The organism is Tistrella bauzanensis, from assembly GCF_014636235.1.
Lineage (GTDB): Bacteria > Pseudomonadota > Alphaproteobacteria > Tistrellales > Tistrellaceae > Tistrella > Tistrella bauzanensis.
In genome coordinates, this window is record NZ_BMDZ01000059.1 from 14,056 (window position 1) to 33,606 (window position 19,551).

At 64.7% G+C, this 19,551-nt stretch carries 17 protein-coding genes and 1 pseudogene; 13 read left to right on the plus strand and 5 right to left on the minus strand.

Features of this window, described 5'->3' with window-relative positions; genetic code table 11:
• Positions 1-158: 158 nt before the first annotated feature.
• From glpD to IEW15_RS19710, 7 genes are all read left to right on the plus strand, one after another.
• Complete coding sequence (glpD, locus tag IEW15_RS19680; RefSeq protein WP_188581121.1) at positions 159-1,730, plus strand: glycerol-3-phosphate dehydrogenase; 1,572 nt, start codon at positions 159-161, stop codon at positions 1,728-1,730.
• On the plus strand, positions 1,723-2,844 hold the full coding sequence (locus IEW15_RS19685; protein ID WP_188581123.1) for an ABC transporter ATP-binding protein: 1,122 nt from the start codon (positions 1,723-1,725) through the stop codon (positions 2,842-2,844). The genes glpD and IEW15_RS19685 overlap by 8 nt, the downstream gene beginning before the upstream one ends.
• Positions 2,845-2,865: 21 nt before the next feature.
• Positions 2,866-3,951 carry an ABC transporter ATP-binding protein gene (locus tag IEW15_RS19690; protein ID WP_188581125.1) on the plus strand — a complete coding sequence of 362 codons (1,086 nt, stop codon included), beginning with the start codon at positions 2,866-2,868 and terminating at the stop codon, positions 3,949-3,951.
• Between the two features lie 4 nt (positions 3,952-3,955).
• Positions 3,956-4,822, plus strand: coding sequence for a carbohydrate ABC transporter permease (locus IEW15_RS19695; protein ID WP_188581127.1), 867 nt, complete (start codon positions 3,956-3,958; stop codon positions 4,820-4,822).
• A gap of 16 nt (positions 4,823-4,838) precedes the next feature.
• On the plus strand, positions 4,839-5,723 hold the full coding sequence (locus tag IEW15_RS19700; protein WP_188581155.1) for a carbohydrate ABC transporter permease: 885 nt from the start codon (positions 4,839-4,841) through the stop codon (positions 5,721-5,723).
• 13 nt (positions 5,724-5,736) lie between these two features.
• Complete coding sequence (locus IEW15_RS19705) at positions 5,737-6,027, plus strand: DUF2160 domain-containing protein (RefSeq protein WP_188581129.1); 291 nt, start codon at positions 5,737-5,739, stop codon at positions 6,025-6,027.
• Between the two features lie 125 nt (positions 6,028-6,152).
• Complete coding sequence (locus IEW15_RS19710; RefSeq protein WP_188581132.1) at positions 6,153-7,892, plus strand: ABC transporter substrate-binding protein; 1,740 nt, start codon at positions 6,153-6,155, stop codon at positions 7,890-7,892.
• A 106-nt stretch (positions 7,893-7,998) separates the two neighbouring features.
• Here IEW15_RS19710 and IEW15_RS19715 read toward each other — a convergent pair whose 3' ends face one another.
• Positions 7,999-8,895, minus strand: a complete 897-nt coding sequence (locus IEW15_RS19715; protein ID WP_188581134.1) for a LysR family transcriptional regulator — start codon at positions 8,893-8,895, stop codon at positions 7,999-8,001.
• Between the two features lie 112 nt (positions 8,896-9,007).
• Here IEW15_RS19715 and IEW15_RS19720 point away from each other — a divergent pair, with 112 nt between their 5' ends.
• Together IEW15_RS19720 and IEW15_RS19725 are read left to right on the plus strand one after the other, a co-directional pair.
• Positions 9,008-10,210 carry an MFS transporter gene (locus tag IEW15_RS19720; protein ID WP_322111516.1) on the plus strand — a complete coding sequence of 401 codons (1,203 nt, stop codon included), beginning with the start codon at positions 9,008-9,010 and terminating at the stop codon, positions 10,208-10,210.
• A 103-nt stretch (positions 10,211-10,313) separates the two neighbouring features.
• Positions 10,314-10,757, plus strand: a complete 444-nt coding sequence (locus IEW15_RS19725; RefSeq protein ID WP_188581136.1) for a hypothetical protein — start codon at positions 10,314-10,316, stop codon at positions 10,755-10,757.
• A 414-nt stretch (positions 10,758-11,171) separates the two neighbouring features.
• Here the strand turns inward: IEW15_RS19725 and IEW15_RS19730 are convergent, their stop codons facing one another.
• The 3 genes from IEW15_RS19730 to IEW15_RS19740 all read right to left on the minus strand — a co-directional run bounded on the left by IEW15_RS19730 (position 11,172) and on the right by IEW15_RS19740 (position 13,936).
• Positions 11,172-12,272 carry an acetamidase/formamidase family protein gene (locus IEW15_RS19730; RefSeq protein WP_188581139.1) on the minus strand — a complete coding sequence of 367 codons (1,101 nt, stop codon included), beginning with the start codon at positions 12,270-12,272 and terminating at the stop codon, positions 11,172-11,174.
• A gap of 207 nt (positions 12,273-12,479) precedes the next feature.
• Complete coding sequence (locus IEW15_RS19735) at positions 12,480-13,478, minus strand: PDR/VanB family oxidoreductase (protein ID WP_188581141.1); 999 nt, start codon at positions 13,476-13,478, stop codon at positions 12,480-12,482.
• On the minus strand, positions 13,475-13,936 hold the full coding sequence (locus tag IEW15_RS19740) for an MOSC domain-containing protein (protein ID WP_188581143.1): 462 nt from the start codon (positions 13,934-13,936) through the stop codon (positions 13,475-13,477). The genes IEW15_RS19735 and IEW15_RS19740 overlap by 4 nt, the downstream gene beginning before the upstream one ends.
• A gap of 246 nt (positions 13,937-14,182) precedes the next feature.
• Here IEW15_RS19740 and IEW15_RS19745 point away from each other — a divergent pair, with 246 nt between their 5' ends.
• The 4 genes from IEW15_RS19745 to IEW15_RS19760 all read left to right on the plus strand — a co-directional run bounded on the left by IEW15_RS19745 (position 14,183) and on the right by IEW15_RS19760 (position 18,235).
• Entirely contained in the window at positions 14,183-15,271 is a 1,089-nt protein-coding gene (locus IEW15_RS19745; protein WP_188581145.1) for a TRAP transporter substrate-binding protein, read from the plus strand.
• A gap of 50 nt (positions 15,272-15,321) precedes the next feature.
• Positions 15,322-16,017: a glutathione S-transferase family protein gene (locus tag IEW15_RS19750; protein ID WP_229708351.1), complete on the plus strand. Its 696-nt coding sequence runs from the start codon at positions 15,322-15,324 to the stop codon at positions 16,015-16,017.
• Positions 16,018-16,098: 81 nt separating this feature from the next.
• Positions 16,099-16,542: a TRAP transporter small permease subunit gene (locus tag IEW15_RS19755; RefSeq protein ID WP_188581147.1), complete on the plus strand. Its 444-nt coding sequence runs from the start codon at positions 16,099-16,101 to the stop codon at positions 16,540-16,542.
• 43 nt (positions 16,543-16,585) lie between these two features.
• The gene (locus IEW15_RS19760; RefSeq protein ID WP_188581149.1) at positions 16,586-18,235 is read left to right on the plus strand and encodes a TRAP transporter large permease; all 1,650 of its coding nucleotides are present in this window, start codon (positions 16,586-16,588) and stop codon (positions 18,233-18,235) included.
• 61 nt (positions 18,236-18,296) lie between these two features.
• Here IEW15_RS19760 and IEW15_RS19765 read toward each other — a convergent pair.
• Positions 18,297-19,285, minus strand: a pseudogene (locus tag IEW15_RS19765) (IS630 family transposase); the annotation flags it as partial.
• Between the last annotated feature and the right edge of the window lie 266 nt (positions 19,286-19,551).

Genomic DNA, 19,551 nt, shown 5'->3' on the forward strand with positions numbered 1-19,551 from the left:
TTGACGATATCCCGAGGCGCGAAACCGGCGCCGTCGGGCCGTGAAGGTCATTGAGCACATCCTTTCGTTTGACATTCGTATTTGTTTCGCAATAACCTCTACAGACTTTCGAACAGCACATAGAATGCTGCATTGCGAAAGCCTGGGGAGGGATACTGGTGGCGGGCGATCCGGTCCATGACATCTTTGTCATCGGCGGCGGCATAAACGGCTGCGGCATTGCCCGCGATGCCGTGGGCCGTGGGTTTTCGGTGGCGCTGGCGGAAATGAACGACCTCGCCTCCGGCACCTCGTCAGGGTCCACGAAGCTGATCCATGGCGGCCTGCGCTATCTGGAATTCTATGAATTCAGGCTGGTACGCGAGGCGCTGATGGAGCGTGAGGTGCTGTGGCGAAACGCCCCGCACATCATCTGGCCGATGCGCTTCGTGCTGCCGCATCACAAGGGCCTGCGCCCGCGCTGGCTGCTGCGCCTGGGCCTGTTCCTGTATGATCATATCGGCGGCCGCCGGCAATTGCCGGCCACCCGCACGCTGGATCTTCGAACCGATCCCGCGGCGAAACCACTGAAGCCGCTGTTCCGAACTGCTTTCGAATATTCCGACTGCTGGGTGAATGATGCGCGGCTGGTGGTGCTGAACGCCATCGATGCCGCCGAGCGCGGCGCCCGTGTGTTCACCCGCACCAAAGTAGTGGCCGCCCGGCGCGACGCCGGGCACTGGGTCGTCACGCTGCAAAGCCTGACCGATCCCGCCGATCGCCGCGAGCTGACCGCACGCCTGCTGGTCAATGCCGCCGGTCCCTGGGTCGATCAGGTGCTGACCGGAACGTTGTCGCGCAATGACGTGCACAATGTCCGGCTGGTCCAGGGCAGCCATATCGTGGTGCGACGTAAGTTCGATGATCCCCGCGCCTATTTCTTCCAGAACCGGGATGGCCGGATCATCTTCGCCATTCCCTATGAAGACGACTTCACCCTGATCGGCACCACCGACCAGGATTTCACCGGCGATCCGCAGACGATCGCGGTCACCGATGGCGAGATCGATTATCTGTGTGCGGCGGCCAGTGAATATTTCGCCGAACCGGTGCGCCGCGCCGATATCGTCTGGACCTATGCCGGCGTGCGGCCGCTGTTCGACGACGGTGCATCGAAGGCACAGGAAGCCACCCGCGACTATGTGCTGAAGGCCGAGGCGGACCCCGATGGCGGCGCGCCGCTGATCAACATCTTCGGCGGCAAGATCACCACCTATCGGCGGCTGGCGGAATCGGCACTTGAGAAGATCGAGGGCTTTCTGGGCCAACGCTCGCCGGCCTGGACCGTCGACGCGCCGCTACCGGGCGGCGCGTTTCCGGCCACCGGCTATGACGATGCGGTTCGGGCCCTGATGGCGGATTACCGCTTCCTGGATGCGACACTTAGCCGCAGACTGGTGCGGCAATATGGCACACGGGCGCGGATGATTCTGGGGGATGCCCGGTCGATGGCGGATCTGGGCCGCCATGTCGGTGCCGGCATGACCGAGGCGGAGCTTAGCTATCTGATCGACCACGAATGGGCGCGCACCGCCGATGACGTGCTGTGGCGGCGCACCAAACACGGCCTGCACATGACTGCCGCCGAACATGCCGGCTGCGCGGCCGTGATGGCCGAGTTGATGGCAGGGGCCGGCGACATCGCCGAACGACACCGCAGATCCGGGAGGATGGGACAGCGCGATGCTTGAACTGAAGGGCGTGAGCAAGCAGGTGGGGGACGACATCCATGTCGCGGATGTCTCGCTCGCCCTGGAGCGGGGCACGTTGAACGTGCTGCTGGGGCCGACGCTTGCCGGCAAGACCAGCCTCATGCGGCTGATGGCCGGGCTCGACCGCCCCACCCGGGGCCAGGTGTGGTTCGATGGCAGCAACGTCACCGGCGTGCCGGTGCAGAAGCGCCATATCGCGATGGTCTATCAGCAGTTCATCAACTATCCGATGCTGACCGTGTATCAGAACATCGCCTCGCCGATGAAGCTGTCGGGCGCCGACCGCGCCACCATCGACCGCGCGGTGCGCAAGGCTGCCGAACTGCTGAAGCTGACACCCTATCTGGACCGCACGCCGCTCAGCCTGTCGGGTGGCCAGCAGCAGCGCACCGCCCTTGCCCGCGCCATCGTCAAGAATGCCGGTCTGGTGCTGCTCGATGAACCGCTGGCCAATCTGGACTACAAGCTGCGCGAAGAGCTTCGCACCGAACTGCCGAAGATCTTCGCCGAATCCGGCGCGATTTTCGTTTACGCAACCACCGAGCCGTCCGAGGCTCTGCTGCTGGGCGGCAACACCGCCACGCTGTCGGAAGGCCGCATCACCCAGTTCGGCCCCACGATCGAGGTCTTCCGCCGCCCGGCCGATCTGATCACCGCCCAGACCTTCTCGGACCCGCCACTCAACACGCTGGCGATCACCAAACGCGGGCAGCACTTCACCCTCGATCGCGGCGGTCAGTCTCTGGTCCTGCCGGCCGGCCTGTCGGGGTTGGCCGATGGCCGCTACACGGCGGGGTTCCGGCCGCATCATCTGGTGGCCAGGCGCCCCGGCCCGGATGCCGCGGCCTTCCAGGCCACGGCCTTCGTCACCGAGTTCAACGGCTCGGAGAGCTTCGTGCATCTCGATTTCGCCGGCGAGCGCTGGGTGATGATCGCCCCCGGCATTCACGATCATCAGATCGGCGACCCGATCGAGGTGTTCCTGGACCCGCGGCACATCATGATCTTCGATGCCGCCGGGCGTGCGGTCGGCAGCACCGCCACAGGTGCCGCCACGGCCGGGACCATCCCTGTCAATATCCGTGCCGGCTGAGCGAGGGAGAGGACAAGACCCATGGCCTGTATCGACCTCGATCATATCCGCCACGCCTATGGCCCGGCCCCGAAAACCGACGCCGATTATGCGCTGAAGGAAGTGCATCATCGCTGGAATGACGGCGGCGCCTATGCCCTGCTCGGGCCTTCGGGCTGCGGCAAGACCACGCTGCTGAACATTATTTCAGGGCTGCTGCGACCGTCGGAAGGGCGCATCCTGTTCGACGGCCGCGATGTCACCGATCTGTCGACCGAGGAACGCAACATCGCACAGGTGTTCCAGTTCCCGGTCGTCTACGACACCATGACCGTCTATGACAATCTGGCCTTTCCCTTGCGCAATCGCGGCGTGCCGGAACATGACGTCGACACGCGGGTGCGTGAAATCCTTGAGATGATCGACCTGAGCGATGGCGCGCGGAAGAAGGCGCGCGGGCTGACCGCCGATCAGAAGCAGAAGATTTCGCTGGGGCGCGGGCTGGTGCGGTCGGATGTGAACGCGATCCTGTTCGACGAACCGCTGACCGTGATCGACCCGCATATGAAATGGGTGCTGCGGACCCAGTTGAAGCAACTGCACAAGCGTTTCGGCTTCACCATGATCTATGTCACCCACGACCAGACCGAGGCGCTGACCTTCGCCGACAAAGTGGTGGTGATGTATCAGGGTGAGATCGTGCAGATCGGCACGCCCGAAGAACTGTTCGAACGTCCGGCCCATACCTTCGTCGGCTATTTCATCGGATCGCCCGGCATGAATGTGATCCCGGTGACGGTGAACGGACAGGTGGCGCATCTGGGCAGCCAGATCATCGGCCTGCCGGGCGCGCCGGGCGTGAAGGCCGGCGCCGTGCTGGAACTGGGCGTGCGCCCCGAATATGTCCGCCTGGGCACCTCCGGCATGCCCGCCCGGATCACCAAGGTCGAGGATATCGGCCGCCACCGCATCGTCCGCGCCCTGGTGGAAGGGCTGGAGATCGCGGCGGTACTGCCAGAGGACGACACGATTCCGGCCGAACCGCGGGTGCTGTTCGACCCGCAGGGCATCAACCTCTATGCCGACAGTTGGCGGGTCGCCACCCCGCCCGCTGCCACAGGAGCCTGACCCCATGGAAAAGACCTGGAACAACAAGGCCTGGTTCATGGTGCTGCCGGTGCTGGTGCTGGTGGCCTTCTCGGCGGTGATCCCGCTGATGACGGTGGTGAACTATTCGGTCCAGGACACGTTCGGGCGCAATGAATTCTTCTGGGCTGGTACCGAATGGTTCGAAGAGATCCTGAACTCGCAGCGGTTCTGGGACTCGATGGTCCGCAACCTGATCTTCTCGCTGGTCATCCTGGCGATCGAGGTGCCGCTGGGCATCGTCATCGCGCTGAACATGCCGAAAAAGGGCTGGGGCGTGCCGGTCTGTCTGGTGCTGATGGCTCTGCCGCTGCTGGTGCCATGGAATGTCGTCGGCACCATCTGGCAGGTCTTCGGGCGCACCGATATCGGCCTGCTGGGCCATACGCTGGAAGCGCTCGGCATATCCTATAACTATGTCCAGGATTCGACCTCGGCCTGGGTGACCGTCATCGTGATGGATGTCTGGCACTGGACCAGCCTTGTGGTGCTGCTCTGCTATGCCGGTCTGGTCTCCATCCCCGATGCCTATTATCAGGCGGCCAAGATCGATGGCGCCTCGCGCTGGGCGATCTTCCGCTACATCCAGTTGCCCAAGATGCACCGGGTGCTGCTGATCGCCGTGCTGCTGCGCTTCATGGACAGCTTCATGATCTATACCGAGCCCTTCGTGGTCACCGGTGGCGGCCCCGGCAATTCCACCACCTTCATGTCGATCGATCTGGTGAAGATGGCCATCGGCCAGTTCGACCTTGGCCCCGCCGCCGCGATGTCGCTGGTTTATTTCCTGATCGTGCTGCTGCTGTCATGGGCGTTCTACACCGTGATGACCAATTACGACGCGAGGACGTGACATGACGACGACGCCGATGCCGCGCGCCGCCACCGCCCCCGTGGCCACCGATACCGCCCGTGACGACCAGATCGCCCGCCGCATGCGCAAACGCGGCACTAAGTCCCGCTGGTCCTGGGCCGTGCCCGTGCTGTACATCATCTTCCTGATGCTGCCGCTCTACTGGCTCGTGAATATGAGCTTCAAGACCAATGCCGAGATCATCGGCGGCATGACCTTGTGGCCTCACGAACCCACGCTCAGAAATTATGCGATCATCTTCACCGACAGTTCGTGGTATTCGGGCTACATCAATTCGATCACCTATGTGGTGATCAACATGGTGGTGTCGGTATCGGTGGCGCTGCCCGCGGCCTATGCCTTCTCGCGCTATCGCTTCCTGGGCGACAAGCATCTGTTCTTCTGGCTGCTGACCAACCGCATGGCGCCGCCGGCGGTGTTCGCCCTGCCCTTCTTCCAGCTCTATTCGGCCTTCGGGCTGATCGACACCCATATCGCGGTGGCGCTGGCGCATTGCCTGTTCAACGTGCCGCTGGCCGTGTGGATTCTGGAAGGCTTCATGTCTGGCGTGCCCAAGGAGATCGACGAGACCGCCTATATCGACGGCTATTCCTTCCCGCGCTTCTTCGGCCGGATCTTCCTGCCGCTGATTTCCAGCGGGATTGGCGTCGCCGCCTTCTTCTGCTTCATGTTCTCGTGGGTGGAACTGCTGCTGGCACGGACCTTGACCACGGTCGACGCCAAGCCGATCGCCGCCACCATGACCCGCACCGTTTCGGCATCCGGCATGGACTGGGGCCTGCTGGCCGCCGCCGGCGTGCTGACCCTGATCCCCGGCGCGCTGGTGATCTGGTTCGTGCGCAACTACATCGCCAAGGGCTTCGCCCTGGGCCGCGTCTGAGGGAGCACCCGGGATGAGCCTCGACTTCTCGTGGATGGCCTGGACCTGGCCGACCGCCCTGTTCTTCATCGCCATCGCCACCTTCCTGGCCGGCATGGCGGTGTGGGAATACGCCCGGCCGGGCGGCAATCCGAGGGTGGGCGTTCTGCGCTTCGAAACCACCCGCGGCGACCGGCTGTTCGTCAGCCTGCTTGGCAGCGCCTTCATCCATCTGGGATGGCTGGGGCTCGCCGGCGGCGCCAGCCTGTGGTGGGCGACACTGATTTCCGGCGTCTATGCCGTCCTGGTCTTTCGTTTCGTATAGGCGGCCGCAACACGGGCTCGCCTGTCCGGAATTCCGCCACCGTTGTGAACCAACGGCTGCAAACTTGCCTGCAATGACGGGCACCCGTTGCTGGTGCCCGCGGCTGATCAAGAGGGAGGAACCACATGCGTAAGCATCTTATGGCGTCCACGGCGGCCTTCGCGCTGCTGCTGGCAGCCGGCCCGTCCTGGGCCGGGATGGAGGAGGCGAAAGCCTTTCTCGACAAGGAGATCGGCGATCAGTCGGTGCTCTCGCGCGCCGACCAGGAAAAGGAGATGCAGTGGTTCGTCGACGCGGCCAAGCCGTTCGCGGGCATGGAGATCAAGGTCGTCTCCGAAACGATCACCACCCATGAATACGAAAGCAAGGTGCTGGCGCCGGCCTTCACGGCCATCACCGGCATCAAGCTCAGCCACGATCTGATCCAGGAAGGCGACGTCGTCGAGAAGATCCAGACCCAGATGCAGACGGGTCAGAATCTCTACGACGCATGGGTCAACGACTCGGATCTGATCGGTACCCATTGGCGCTATAAGCAGGTCCGCAACCTCACCGACTGGATGACGGGCGAGGGCAAGGACGTCACCAATCCTGGCCTCGACATCGACGACTTCATGGGCAAGTCGTTCACCACCGCGCCCGATGGCAAGCTGTATCAACTGCCCGACCAGCAGTTCGCGAACCTCTACTGGTTCCGCTATGACTGGTTCAACGACGCCAAGAACAAGGCCGACTTCAAGGCGAAGTATGGCTACGAACTGGGCGTGCCGGTGAACTGGTCGGCCTATGAGGACATTGCGGAGTTCTTCACCGGGCGCGAGCAGGATGGCCGCAAGGTCTATGGCCATATGGATTATGGCAAGAAAGACCCGTCCCTCGGCTGGCGGTTCACCGACGCCTGGCTGTCAATGGCCGGCAATGGCGACAAGGGCCTGCCCAACGGCCGCCCGGTCGACGAATGGGGCATCCGGGTCAACGATAACAGCCAGCCGACCGGTTCCTGCGTCGCGCGCGGCGGCGACACCAACGGCCCGGCCGCCGTCTATTCGATCCAGAAATATCTGGATTGGATGAACGCCTATGCCCCGCCGGAGGCCCAGGGCATGACCTTCTCGGAATCCGGCCCGGTTCCGGCGCAGGGCCATATCGCCCAGCAGATCTTCTGGTACACCGGCTTCACCGCCGACATGGTGAAGCCCGGCCTGCCGGTGGTGAACGCGGACGGCACGCCGAAATGGCGCATGGCGCCCTCGCCCCATGGCGTGTACTGGAAAGACGGCATGAAGCTCGGCTATCAGGACACCGGTTCCTGGACGCTGATGACCTCCACCCCAACCGACCGCGCCAAAGCCGCCTGGCTCTATGCGCAGTTCGTGACCTCGAAGACCGTCGACGTGAAGAAGAGCCATGTCGGCCTGACCTTCATCCGCGATTCCTCGGTCCGCCACGACAGCTTCACCAAGCGGGCGCCTGAACTGGGCGGTCTGGTCGAGTTCTATCGCTCGCCGGCCCGTGTCCAGTGGACCCCCACCGGCACCAATGTGCCTGATTATCCCAAGCTGGCGCAGCTTTGGTGGCAGGCGATCGGCGATGCCTCGTCGGGTGCCAAGACCGCGCAGGCGGCAATGGATTCACTGTGCGAGGAGCAGGAGAAGGTGATGAGCCGCCTGGAACGCGCCGGCGTTCAGGGCGAGTTCGGCCCCAAGCTGAACGAGGAACATGATCTCGCCTATTGGAACGAACAGGCGAAGAAGAACGGCACCATCGCGCCGCAGATGAAGATCGAGAACGAAAAGGAACAGCCCCAGACCGTCAATTATGACGAGCTGGTGAAGAGTTGGGCCGACGCCAACGCCAAGCAGTGAGCGTCGGAACAGGACCTGATCATCCGCTTCGGGGGAAGGGGATGTCGTGAGGCGGGGGCCATCGGCAACGATGGCCCCCGCTTTCATGGGAAGGCCGGGACGGATGTCATGGCGCACCCTGCCCTGTCACCGTCGCCAGATGCCGTTCCAGCGCCGCCACGAACAGCCGCACCTTGGGTGGCACGAAACGGCTGGTGGGATAAACCGCCCAGATCGCCCAGGGCTCGGGCTCGGTATCGGCCAGCGGCAGCGCGACCAGCCGGCCGGCCGCGACATCATCGGCAGTGTTCCAGGCCGATAGCAGGGCGATGCCGATGCCGTCGAGGCAGGCCCGGTGCAGGGCATCGATCGAGCTGGCGGTGAAGCGGCCCGTGATCCGCTGGCGTGTGGTCTCGCCATTGCACTGGAACTGCCAGTGGCTGGTATCGGTCAGGGCAAGGCAGACATGCCGGGCCAGATCAGCCATCCGGCCCGGCGCGCCATGGGCGGCGACATAGCCGGGGGCGGCATAGAGCGCGCGTGGATTGGGGGCCAGCCGGCGGGCAATCAGCGTGTTGTCGCGCAAGGGCGCAATGCGCAGCGCCAGGTCGATGCCCTGCGCCACGATATCGACCACACGATCCGACAGCAGCAGATCGACGCGCACCTCCGGGTTGGCGGTCAGGAATCCAGCAATCATCGGCGTCACCACCTTGCGGCCGAACGGCACCGATGCCGTGACCCGCAGCAGCCCCGACGCGCCGGCATCCGATGGCCTGACCGACGCCCGTCCGTCGGCTTCGTTCTCAAGCATCGCCTCGGCATAGGGAAAGAACGCCGCGCCGGCGGTGGTCAGCGACAGGGCGCGGGTGGTCCGGTGAACAAGACGCACGCCCAGTTCGTCTTCCAGCGCCGCCAGCCGCCGCGACGCCACCATCGGCGCCACCCCCAGGCGACGGGCAGCCCCTGCCAGGCTGCCGCCATGAACCGCTTCCACCAGAACCGCGACGTCGGCCAGGTTCATCATATCGTCTTTCGCTATACGGGCCTATTTAAGGCGCTGACTACGGACTATATCGATAGGATCGTATCGTCATCCGACAGGCGGCGATGGCCGCCGGAAGCGGAAGATGACGATGATGACAGAGACGACAGGAACAACAGGGACGGTGGCCTCGGGTGCGACCACCGTGCTCAGCCGGGGCCTCAGCCTCGCCATGGCGATCGGCGCCGGCGTATCGGTGGCCAATATCTATTACAACCAGCCGATGCTGGGCATCATGGAAGGCGACTTTCCGGGTGCCACCATCGGCCTGCTGCCCACCGCCACCCAGCTTGGCTATGCGCTGGGCCTGTTCCTGCTGGTGCCGCTGGGTGATCTGGTTGAACGGCGACGGCTGATCGTTGTGCAGTTCCTGGGGCTGGCGGTGGCTCTGGTGGCGGCGGCGCTGGCCCCCACGGCCGGATTGATCGTGATCGCATCGCTGGTGATCGGCGTGGCCGCAACCGCCGCCCAGCAGATCGTGCCGTTCGCGGCCCATCTGGCGGCACCCGAACGGCGCGGCGCCGCTGTCGGCACGGTGATGGCGGGTCTGCTCTGCGGGGTTCTGCTCAGCCGGACGGTGGCGGGCATCGTCGGCAGCCATGCCGGCTGGCGCGAGATGTTCTGGCTGGGGGTGCCGCTGGCGCTGGGCATGGCCGGCTGGCTCGCGGTCCGCCTGCCGAAGAGCCACCCGGCCGGCGGGCTCGGCTATGGCGAACTGATCCGGTCGCTGCTGCATCTGTGGCACGAATTCCCGGCCCTGCGCCGTGCGGCGATCACCCAGGCGCTGCTGTTCGCCGCCTTCTCGGCCTTCTGGACCATCCTGGCCTTCCGCCTTCAGGCACCGCAATTCGGCCTGGGTGCCGATGTCGCCGGCCTGTTCGGCGTGGTCGGCGCCGTCGGCATCCTGGCCGCCCCCATCGCCGGCCGCATCGCCGATCGCCGCGGGCCGCATCCGGTCATCCTTGCCGGCGCCGGGCTGACGCTGGTATCGTGGGCCATCTTCGGGCTGTGGTCGGATCTGGCCGGCATGATCGCCGGCGTCGTCCTGCTCGACTTCGCGGTGCAAAGCGCGCTGGTGTCGAACCAGCACATCATCTATGCCCTGCGGCCCCAGGCGCGGGCCCGGCTGAACACCATCTTCATGGGCGCCATGTTCCTGGGCGGCGCCGGCGGCTCCGCCGCGGCCACAGAGGCATGGACCCGCGGCGGCTGGGCGGCGGTCACCGCTCTTGGCCTGACCCTTGCCGGCATCGCCACCGCCGTGCAACTGGCGGGGCGGCGGAGGAAGCGTTGATCCAATGGCTATTGCGTGCCTGCACAACTGGCATATACCGTGGCTCAGAGTCTCTATACTGGCCTGTGGTCTGACGACAGCAACATATCCGGCGGTCGCGGATATGCCGGCGGACATCCGGATCGTCACGCAGGAGATCATCACCACCTGCAAGGATGCCGGCGGCACGCCAAATCTGTCAGGCCTGGCAATGCCCGGCGCCGGTCTGGTGACGCAGGGCTATCCGCCATATCTGACGCAAGCCGAGCTCAATGGCGACGGGCAGCCGGATTACGTCACGGATCTGGCCGGACTGGAATGCGTCAATGCCTGGAGCCTGTTCTGCGGCTCGGCCGGGTGCCCGGTCACCGTCTGGCTCTCAGGCCCCAAGGGCCACGCGGTGGCATGGGGCGGCAATGCACAGGGCTGGACACTGCACGGCACGGAGATCGTTGTGTCGCTGCATGGGCAGTTGTGTACGCCGCCGCGCGTCGGCGCCCAAGGCTGCAAGGTGGCGATGCGGTTCGGCCATGCATCGCCGTCACAACATCCCGGCCAGGCCCGCTGACGGCTTCTCGCTGTGCGGGCAACGGCCTATAAGGACTGGCGGTGCAGGGGCCTGGACGCCATGGCCTTTCAGCATCCTGAAAACGGTTGAACGGAGCCTGACGATGCGTGCGCGACGCAGACAGGACGCAGAGCGGATGAAGGCGCGGGCCCGCCGGGTCATGACGCTGTGGACACACGGCCTTGCCACCGGCGATCCCTCGCCACGTGCGATCGGCAAGGTCGCCTCGACACATGGCCGTCCCTGTTCCTGCTGGCTTTGCCGGGGTCGGAAAGATGTTGTGCCGAAGCGGGAGCGGGGATTCGATCTGCCCGATCGTACCGAACATCAAGACGGCGACACCTGACCATCCTGCAGCATGGTCGTAGGATTCGGCGATACGGTTGGAGAGCCCGTTGTCGCGCATGAACTGCGCTAATCAAAGATGTCGAGCGGCAGAAACGCCGAGACCGTGACGTTCGGCACGTCGACGATCTGGCTGATCCTCAGATTGACCGCGACGCTGACCAGACAGATCGCGTTCTCGGGTGTGAAGCCATAGCGGTCGCAGATATGATCGACCATGTTCAACAGCGCGTTCCGGGTGGCCAGCGTCAGATCTTCGGACAGGTTCTCTCCATCCGCGCGAATGCAGGTACCGGTGGTCGCGTAGAACCGGGTCGACGGGTCAAGCGGGGGCCGCGGCGCATACTCGTTGCCAAAGGACACATCCTTCTGCCCCCGACGCGCCGCCTCGCCTTTCAGCACCCTGAAGCGGGCATGCAGGATGGCGGAGGTCTCGATGGCACTGCCGCAGGATTCGCCGTCGCCTTGAGCGAAATGGGCATCGCCGACCGAAAACAGCCCTCCCTCCGCATAGACCGGCAGATAGACCGTTGTCCCTTTGGTGAGTTGCTTGATGTCGAGATTGCCGCCCATCTCGCGGGGCGGGATCGTGCGCAAAGCGTCGTCGAAGGCCGGCACCGCACCATCCGGATCGGGCAGAAAGACGGCGCCGCCCTTGTCGTGCAGGCGCTGCTCGCGCTCAAGGATGGTGGCAAGAAGCGCTTTGGACGGCGCAAGCCCCATCACGCCGAAGAAGGGATTGCCCTCGATCCGCACACCCGGCATCTGCGGCGATGTGGCATAGCCGTCGGCCATCTCCCAATGAACGAGATGTGGCGCCGTGAACCGGTCGCGCAGGAAGCCGAAGCCCGGCGCGATCACGGTGAACCCCTCGTTGTGGGAGCGAACATCAAGGATATCCACCGCCAGCAGATCGCCCGGCATCGCCCCTTCGACGAAGACCGGACCCGTCAGAGGATGTGCGCGACCGATGCTCACGCCGGCAAGGTCCGCGCCGGTCATCGACCGGCAGATCTGGCAATCGAACGAATCCCGGGTGTGGATTTCGGCTTCGTCGCCATCGCGCACGCATGCCATCGGCTTGATGTCCGGATGCCACCGGTTATGCCCTTCATGGGCGGCATCGGCCAGACGAATGGTCCGGTCGACATGCAAGGTGTGCCTGGTCATCTCTTAACGCTCCCCATCCGGATGGCTTCGATGAAGCCGGACTGCCTTGGTCATTGACCCCGCCTGATATGCCCGGTCCGCCATATGCCGGACCATCGACGATCTAGAGTGATTTTCGCGTCATCCGGTTCAGGAAAATCACTCTAAGTTATTAGTTTGTCGAGCATCTTTACCCGATCAGGTGGTTCCACCTGATCGGGATCTGCTCTAGAGATCGAGGACGATGCGGGCACCCATGACTTCAGAGACGCAGGGTGTCACGAATTCCCGTCGGTCCGCGGGCGACATCACCAGATCCTTGTGCAGGGGCGACCCCGCGAGATAGCGCGTCTTGCAGGATGTGCAGACGCCCGCATGGCAGGACGCCTCGATCTCGACCCCGGCCTGACGCAAGGCGTCCAGCATCGTCTGTCCGACGGCGACCTCGACGCTGCCGCCGCTGCGGGCCAGATCGACGACATAGGCCGTCTCGGCCCCGGGCGTGATCGTGGCATGCGCCCCGAACTGCTCCAGGTGGATGTCGTCGCGGCCGGTCGCTTCGGCGACGTCCCTGGCCTCGTCGATCATCGGCTTCGGCCCGCAGATATAAGTGTGCGTGCCGGGCGCGGCCGCTGCAAGGAGTCCCGGCAGGTCGAGCCGGCCGGCCCTTTTGCCGCCATTGCCCTTGCCGTCGTGGCCATTGCTATAGTGAAACGTCACCCGATCGGAAAACGGCCCATTCTCAAGCGCATCGCGGAAGGCCGCCTCCTCGGGAGACCGCGCGGCATAGTGAAGCTCGAAGCGCGCACCACTGCCGGCAAGCGCCTCGGCCATCGCAATGATCGGCGTGATGCCGATGCCGCCCGCCACCAGGATCCGGTGTGCCGCGCCGTCGCCCATATGACCATCGCCCATATGAAACGTGTTGCGGGGCAGCGAGACCGGCACGATCGTCCCCAGCGTCCAGCCCTCATGGATGGCCCGAGAGCCGCCGCGTCCGGCATCCTCCCGCTGAACCGCGATCCGATAGCGGTCCGGGCGGCTGCCCGGTCCGCACAGCGAATACTGGCGCGCTGTGCGATCGTCGAGGAACACGTCGATATGAGATCCCGGCGTGAAGGGCGGCAGATCCCAGCCATCGGGGTCGGCCAGTTCATAGACCGTGATCCGCGGTGTCTCGCGACGGATGTCCACGACGGTCGTGGTGACGTGATGGATGAGCTTCATGTGAGGATCTCCACGACGTCACCCATGCGGACGGTGCCGCCGATCAGAATTCTGGCGTGAAGACCGCTGCGGTTCAGCAGCGGCGTGAAGACCTCAAGGCCGGTGATCTGCTCGATATGCCGGCACGGCGTTGCGAGGCGGGTGGCTTCGAGCAGCGCGCCGCCGATCCGAAACCGGCGCCCGACCAGATGGTTGAGCGGCACGTCCCGGGTGGTGATGTTGCGCCGGTGATCGCCCATCGTCATGCGGATCCTATGGTCGCGCTCAAGCGCCTCCAGTGTTTCCACCTCGAACAGGGTGACCTGGCGGCCCTCCTCCGGACGGTCAGAATAGAACCCCTCGCCCTTCTCGTATCGGTCGCCGACGATCCCCTTGCCGGCCACGAGCACAAGTTCCTCTTGCGCCTTCATTGGCAGGAAGGATCGCGGCGCCAGATGCAGCCCGACGACAGCCCCCATAAATTCGCTCCCCAGTCGCGGCAACGGCCTCTCTGATCAGACCATCGAGAGAGGCAACATGTTGCCTATTGAGTGACGACTATGGGGTATTGCCTTCTGTCTGTCCACCCGCATGCCATAGGCGCCCCTCATTCGAATCGCACATGATCAGGTCTTTAATTCGGGTCGAGATCGCTGTTGACATTGATTTGTTCAAAAGGCAACAATTTGCCTCATAAGCAAATATGCCAGAGCGGAGGGCTGAACATGCACCGACGGGACGTCTTGAAGGGCGCCCTCGCCGCGACCGTAGCCGGCGGCGCGCTCGCCGCCCCCGCGATCGCCCGGGCACAAACCAAGGTGCGGTGGCGGATGCCGTCCTCCTTCCCGCAGGTGCTCGACACGGTGTACGGCGCCGGCGCCTTCATCGCCGAGCGGGTCGCCACGATGACCGACGGCCAGTTTGAGATCACGCCCTATGCGGCCGGCGAGATCGTGCCGCCGCTGGGCATCCTCGACGGCGTGCAGGCCGGCACGGTGGAATGCGGCATCACCGCCGGATTCTACTATCTCGGCAAGATGCCTGCCCTGGTATTCGACACCGGCGTGCCGTTCGGCATGACCCCGCGCCAGCACATGGCCTGGATGCAATATGGCGGCGGCAACGACCTGATGGCCGGGCTTTACGACCAGTTCAACGCGGTACAGTTCCCCTGCGGCAACACCGGCGCCCAGATGGGCGGCTGGTTCCGCAAGCCGATCGAGAGCGTCGACGACCTGAAAGGCCTGCGGATCCGTGCCGCCGGCTATCTTGGCCAGATCTACGCCGCCCTCGGGGCCGTGCCCCAACAGATCCCCGGGTCCGATCTCTATTCGGCGCTGGAGCGCGGCACCCTCGACGCCGTGGAGTTCGTCGGCCCCTATGACGACGAGAAACTCGGCTTCCAGAAGGTCGCGAAATACTATTACGGCCCTGGTGTCCTGGAGCTTGGGGCGTCGCTCTGCTTCCTCGCCAACAGCCAAGCTTACGCAGCCTTGCCGGCCACCTTCCAGCAGATCCTGAAAAGCGCCTGCTCGGAATCCTATACCGACATGCTCGCCAAATACGACCAGCGCAACATCGGGGCGCTGCGTCGCCTGGTCGCCAGCGGCGTGCAGTTGAAGTCATGGACGCCGGAAATCATGACGGCGATGCAGACCGCCACTGCCCGGCTTCTCGCCGACCAGGCGGCGACGGACGAGACCTTCGGCCGCGTCCACACGGCATGGAAGGCGTTCCTCGACGAACAACTGCTCTGGGGCTCGGTGAACGACTTCGCGGCCGAGAGCTTCATCGTCGCCAACCGAGGCCGCTAGGCGTCCGCTGGCCCGGCTTCCTCCGGCCCGGCGGCCATTCGTCCACACGGTTGGCCGCCGCCATTCCTGCATCTGAACGCGTGAACGAAGGCCGTTGCCCGCCGCCCGGGCGATTACCCCCGCGCGGCGCGCTTTCCCTGGTGGAGCCGGTGCCCATGATCCTCTACGACCATCCCCTTTCCGGCAATTGCCACAAGGTCCGCATGCTCCTGTCGATGCTCGGGCTGAACGTGGAGACGCGTTTCATCGACGTCGTCAACCATGCCCATATCGGTGTCGGCTTCGAACGCCTGAACCCGCTGCTTGAGATCCCGGTGCTGGAAGACGGCATGGAGATCATCCCGGACAGTCAGGCGATCCTGGTCTACCTCGCCCGAAAATACGGGCCGGACTGGTTTCCGATCGACGCCCCGGACGCCGCTCAGGTGGTCCGGTGGCTGGCCTTCGCGGCCCTTCCGATCGCGACCAGCCTGCAGCCGGCGCGCCTCTACCACCTGATCGGCGAGGATGGCGACATCCAGGCCCTGAACGCCCGGTGCGCACGGGTGCTCGCCGTGCTCGACAGCCATCTCGCCTGCCGGGAATGGCTGGTCGTCCGGCCCAGCATCGCCGACCTCGCCTGCTTCCCCTATGTCGCACTCTGCGGCGATGCCCGGCTCAGCCTGGACCCGACACCGCATGTGAAAGCCTGGGTGGCGCGCGTGAAGGCGCTGCCCGGCTATGTCGGCATGCCCGGGCTGGATTGAGCGATGGCCAACGCCCGCATTCCGGCCGTCATACGGGTGATCGATGCGTCAAACCGGCTGATCGGCCGGATCTCGGCCTGGATGACCCTGGCGGCCGTGTTCGTCAGCGCGGGAAACGCGATCTCCCGCAAGGCATTCAGCCTGTCGTCCAACGGCATGCTGGAACTCCAGTGGTATCTGTTCGCGACGGTGGTGATGCTCGCCGCCGCATGGACGCTCCAGCGCAACGAGCATGTCCGCATCGACATCCTCTCCAGCCGGTTCCCGCTCAGGCTCCGCCACTGGATCGACGTCACCTGCCACATTGTGATGCTGCTTCCCTTCACTGTGGTCATGGTCTGGCTGAGCTATCCGTATTTCGCACGCTCGTTCGCGCAGAACGAGGTGTCCCTGAACGCCGGCGGCCTGCTCATCTGGCCGATGCGTGCCGTGGTGCTCGCAGGTTTCGTGGCCCTGGCGTTGCAGGCCATCGCCACCATCATCCGCAAGATCGCCGAGGGTCCGATTTCAGAGGACGCGCCGTGATCGGGCGCCGGCGCCCACGCCTTCACACCGTCTGCGAGGCCCGATGCTTGCGCTGATTGCAGAGAACATCGCTCCCATCATGTTCATCACGGTGATGGGGCTGCTGCTGCTGGGCTACCCCGTCGCCTTCACGCTGGCGGCGGGTGGCCTCCTCTTCTTCGCCATCGGCGTCGAGCTGTCCCACCTCGCACCCGACACGATCTCGCTGTCCTGGTCGCTGCTGCAGGCGCTGCCCGACCGGGTATACGGAACACTGAGCAACGACACGCTGCTCGCCATCCCGTTCTTCACCCTGATGGGCGCCGTGCTGCAGAAGTCCGGGATCGCCGAGGATCTTCTCGACGTCGTCGGGCGCCTGTTCGGCAAAGTACGCGGCGGTCTCTGTTACGCGGTCATCCTGGTGGGCACGCTGCTTGCCGCCACCACCGGCGTTGTGTCCGCCTCGGTTCTGACCATGGGCCTGATCTCGCTGCCGATCATGCTCCGCAACGGTTACAGCCCCTCGGTGGCGGCCGGCGCGGTCACCGCCTCCGGCACACTGTCCCAGATCATTCCGCCCTCCCTTGTGCTTATCGTGATGGCCGACCAGCTCGGCCAGCCGGTGAGCGACATCTATCTCGGCGCGATCGTGCCCGGCGCGCTGATGGTCGGGCTCTATCTCGCCTATATCGCGGCCCTGGCGGTTCTGTTTCCCCGGCTGATGCCCGCCATTGCCGGCAACCAGACGCGCCCGGCGGATTACCTGGCCCTGATCGGCGTGTTCGCCGCCGCAACCCTGCTTGCGATCGCACTCTACCATGTCGGGTTCGCGGGGCTCCGCGACGAGCCCCGGCTCGTTGCCGCGGCAACCGCCGGCGGCGTCTTCGTGCTTGCGATCGCGCTTGCCGACGTGGCGACCGGGCAGCACCTGCTCACGCCGCTGGCGCGCCAGGCCGTGTTCGCGCTGGTGCCGCCGCTGGGCCTGATCTTCCTCGTCCTCGGCACCATCTTTCTCGGCATCGCGACGCCCACGGAGAGCGGATCGATGGGTGCTGTCGGCGCACTGGCGATCGCGCTGATCAAGCGGCGGCTCACCGTCCCGGTGCTGCTCGACGCCGTGGAGACCACCGCCCGCCTCGCGGCCTTCGTCATGTTCATCCTGATCGGCGCGCGGGTTTTCAGCCTGACCTTCTACGGCCTCGACGGCGATGCATGGCTGCACGACATCCTGTCGTCGCTGCCGGGCGGACGGATCGGCTTCATCATCTTCTGCATGGTGGTGATCTTCGTCCTCGGCTGCTTCCTCGACTTCTTCGAGATCGCCTTCATCGTGATCCCGCTTCTGATCCCGACGGCGATGGCCTTCGACATCGATCTGGTCTGGTTCGCGATCCTGATCTCGATCAACCTGCAAACCTCGTTCCTGACCCCGCCCTTCGGCTTCGCTCTGTTCTATCTGCGCTCGGTCGCACCACGGCGCCGCCTCGGCGCCGACGACACCCGGACCGGCATTGCGACATCCGAGATCTATCTCGGAGCACTCGCCTTCATCGCGATCAACGCCATCGTCCTCGCGCTGGTCATGGCCTTTCCCGGGCTGGTGCTCCAATCGACGACGGAATTTCTCGTCGACCCGGCATCGGTGCAGATCGAGGTGGCGCCGCCCACCGCGGCCAAGATCCCCGGTGGCAACCTCAACGACCTGTTCAAATAGGCCGGAACCGATCCGTCAGGCGGCCAGGCATCGCCAAACGCCTCGCCCCCGGCTTCGAGGCATTGTATTCGCTGACGAAGCGGTTGATTGCGGCCTGCAGGTCGACGACGGAGCAAAAGACGCCGTGCTTGAGCCTGCGCCGGGTGAGCTTGGCGAAGAAGCCCTCGACGGCATTGAGCCAGGAACTCGACGTGGGTGTGAAGTGGGAGGTCCAACGCGGGTGGCGGGCGAGCCAGGCGCGGTCTTTCTCCTGCTTGTGGGCGGCATAATTGTCGAGGATCACGTGGATGGCCTTGTCAGCCGGCACCTCGCGCTCAATGCTCTTTGAAAAAGCGGATGAACTTCTGATGGCGATGGCGCTGCATGTTCTGGGCGATGACCGTGCCGTCGAGCACGTTGAGGGCTGCAAAGAGCGTCTTCGTGCCGTGACGCTTGTCATCGTGGGTCATCGTGCCGGCCCGGCCCTTCTTCATGGGCCAAGCCGGGCTGGGTGCGGTCGAGGGCCTGGATCTGCGACGTCTCGTCGACCGAAAGCACCACCGCATGGGCCGGCGGATCGACATACAAGCCCACGATGGCCGTGAGCTTGTCGGCAAATTTCGGATCGTTGGAGAGCTTGAACTGCCGCCAGCGGTGCGGGCTGAGACCGTGGGCCTTCCAGATGCCTTGCGCCGTCGAGGCCGCGATGCCGGCGACCTTGGCCATCGCGCCCAGCGTCCAGTGGGTCGCCTCGTGCGGCGGCGGCGCCTGCGTCAGGCGGATGATCTCGGCGACACGCTCCGGCGGGACCGGCGCCTTTCCGGGCGGACGGGATCGGTCGCGAAGCAGACCATCGACGCCCTCGTGCATGAACCGCTCCTGCCAGCGCCAGACACAGGTCTTGGACGTCGCCGTCGCTGCCATGATTGCCGAAGTGCCCAGGTCCTCGCCGCTCAGAAGAACGATCCGCGCCCGCCAGACGTGCTTTTGCGGGCTCATCGGGTCCGCGACGATGGCGCGCAACCGCTGCCGGTCGCCGGGAGACACGGTGAAGGAAATATCGCTGCGCATGCGACAGGCTCGCATGCCAGCATGTGCATGGGAAACCCAATTCGGACTCTTTTGATCCGATCAATCCACTAGGTCGTTTATGAAAAGAATTGTTCCCACATGGCTGTGCAATGCCGAAAATTAACCATAACGGCCCGATATGGCCAGGGCAACGAGTTCAGGTTAACGCGGTGATCGGAATCTCTGGGGATGTCCCGCCCGATGTTGAAAAGGGCTCGGCGGACGTCGCTGGTTGATGAGGCTATGCAGCCTCGCAGACGGGGTCA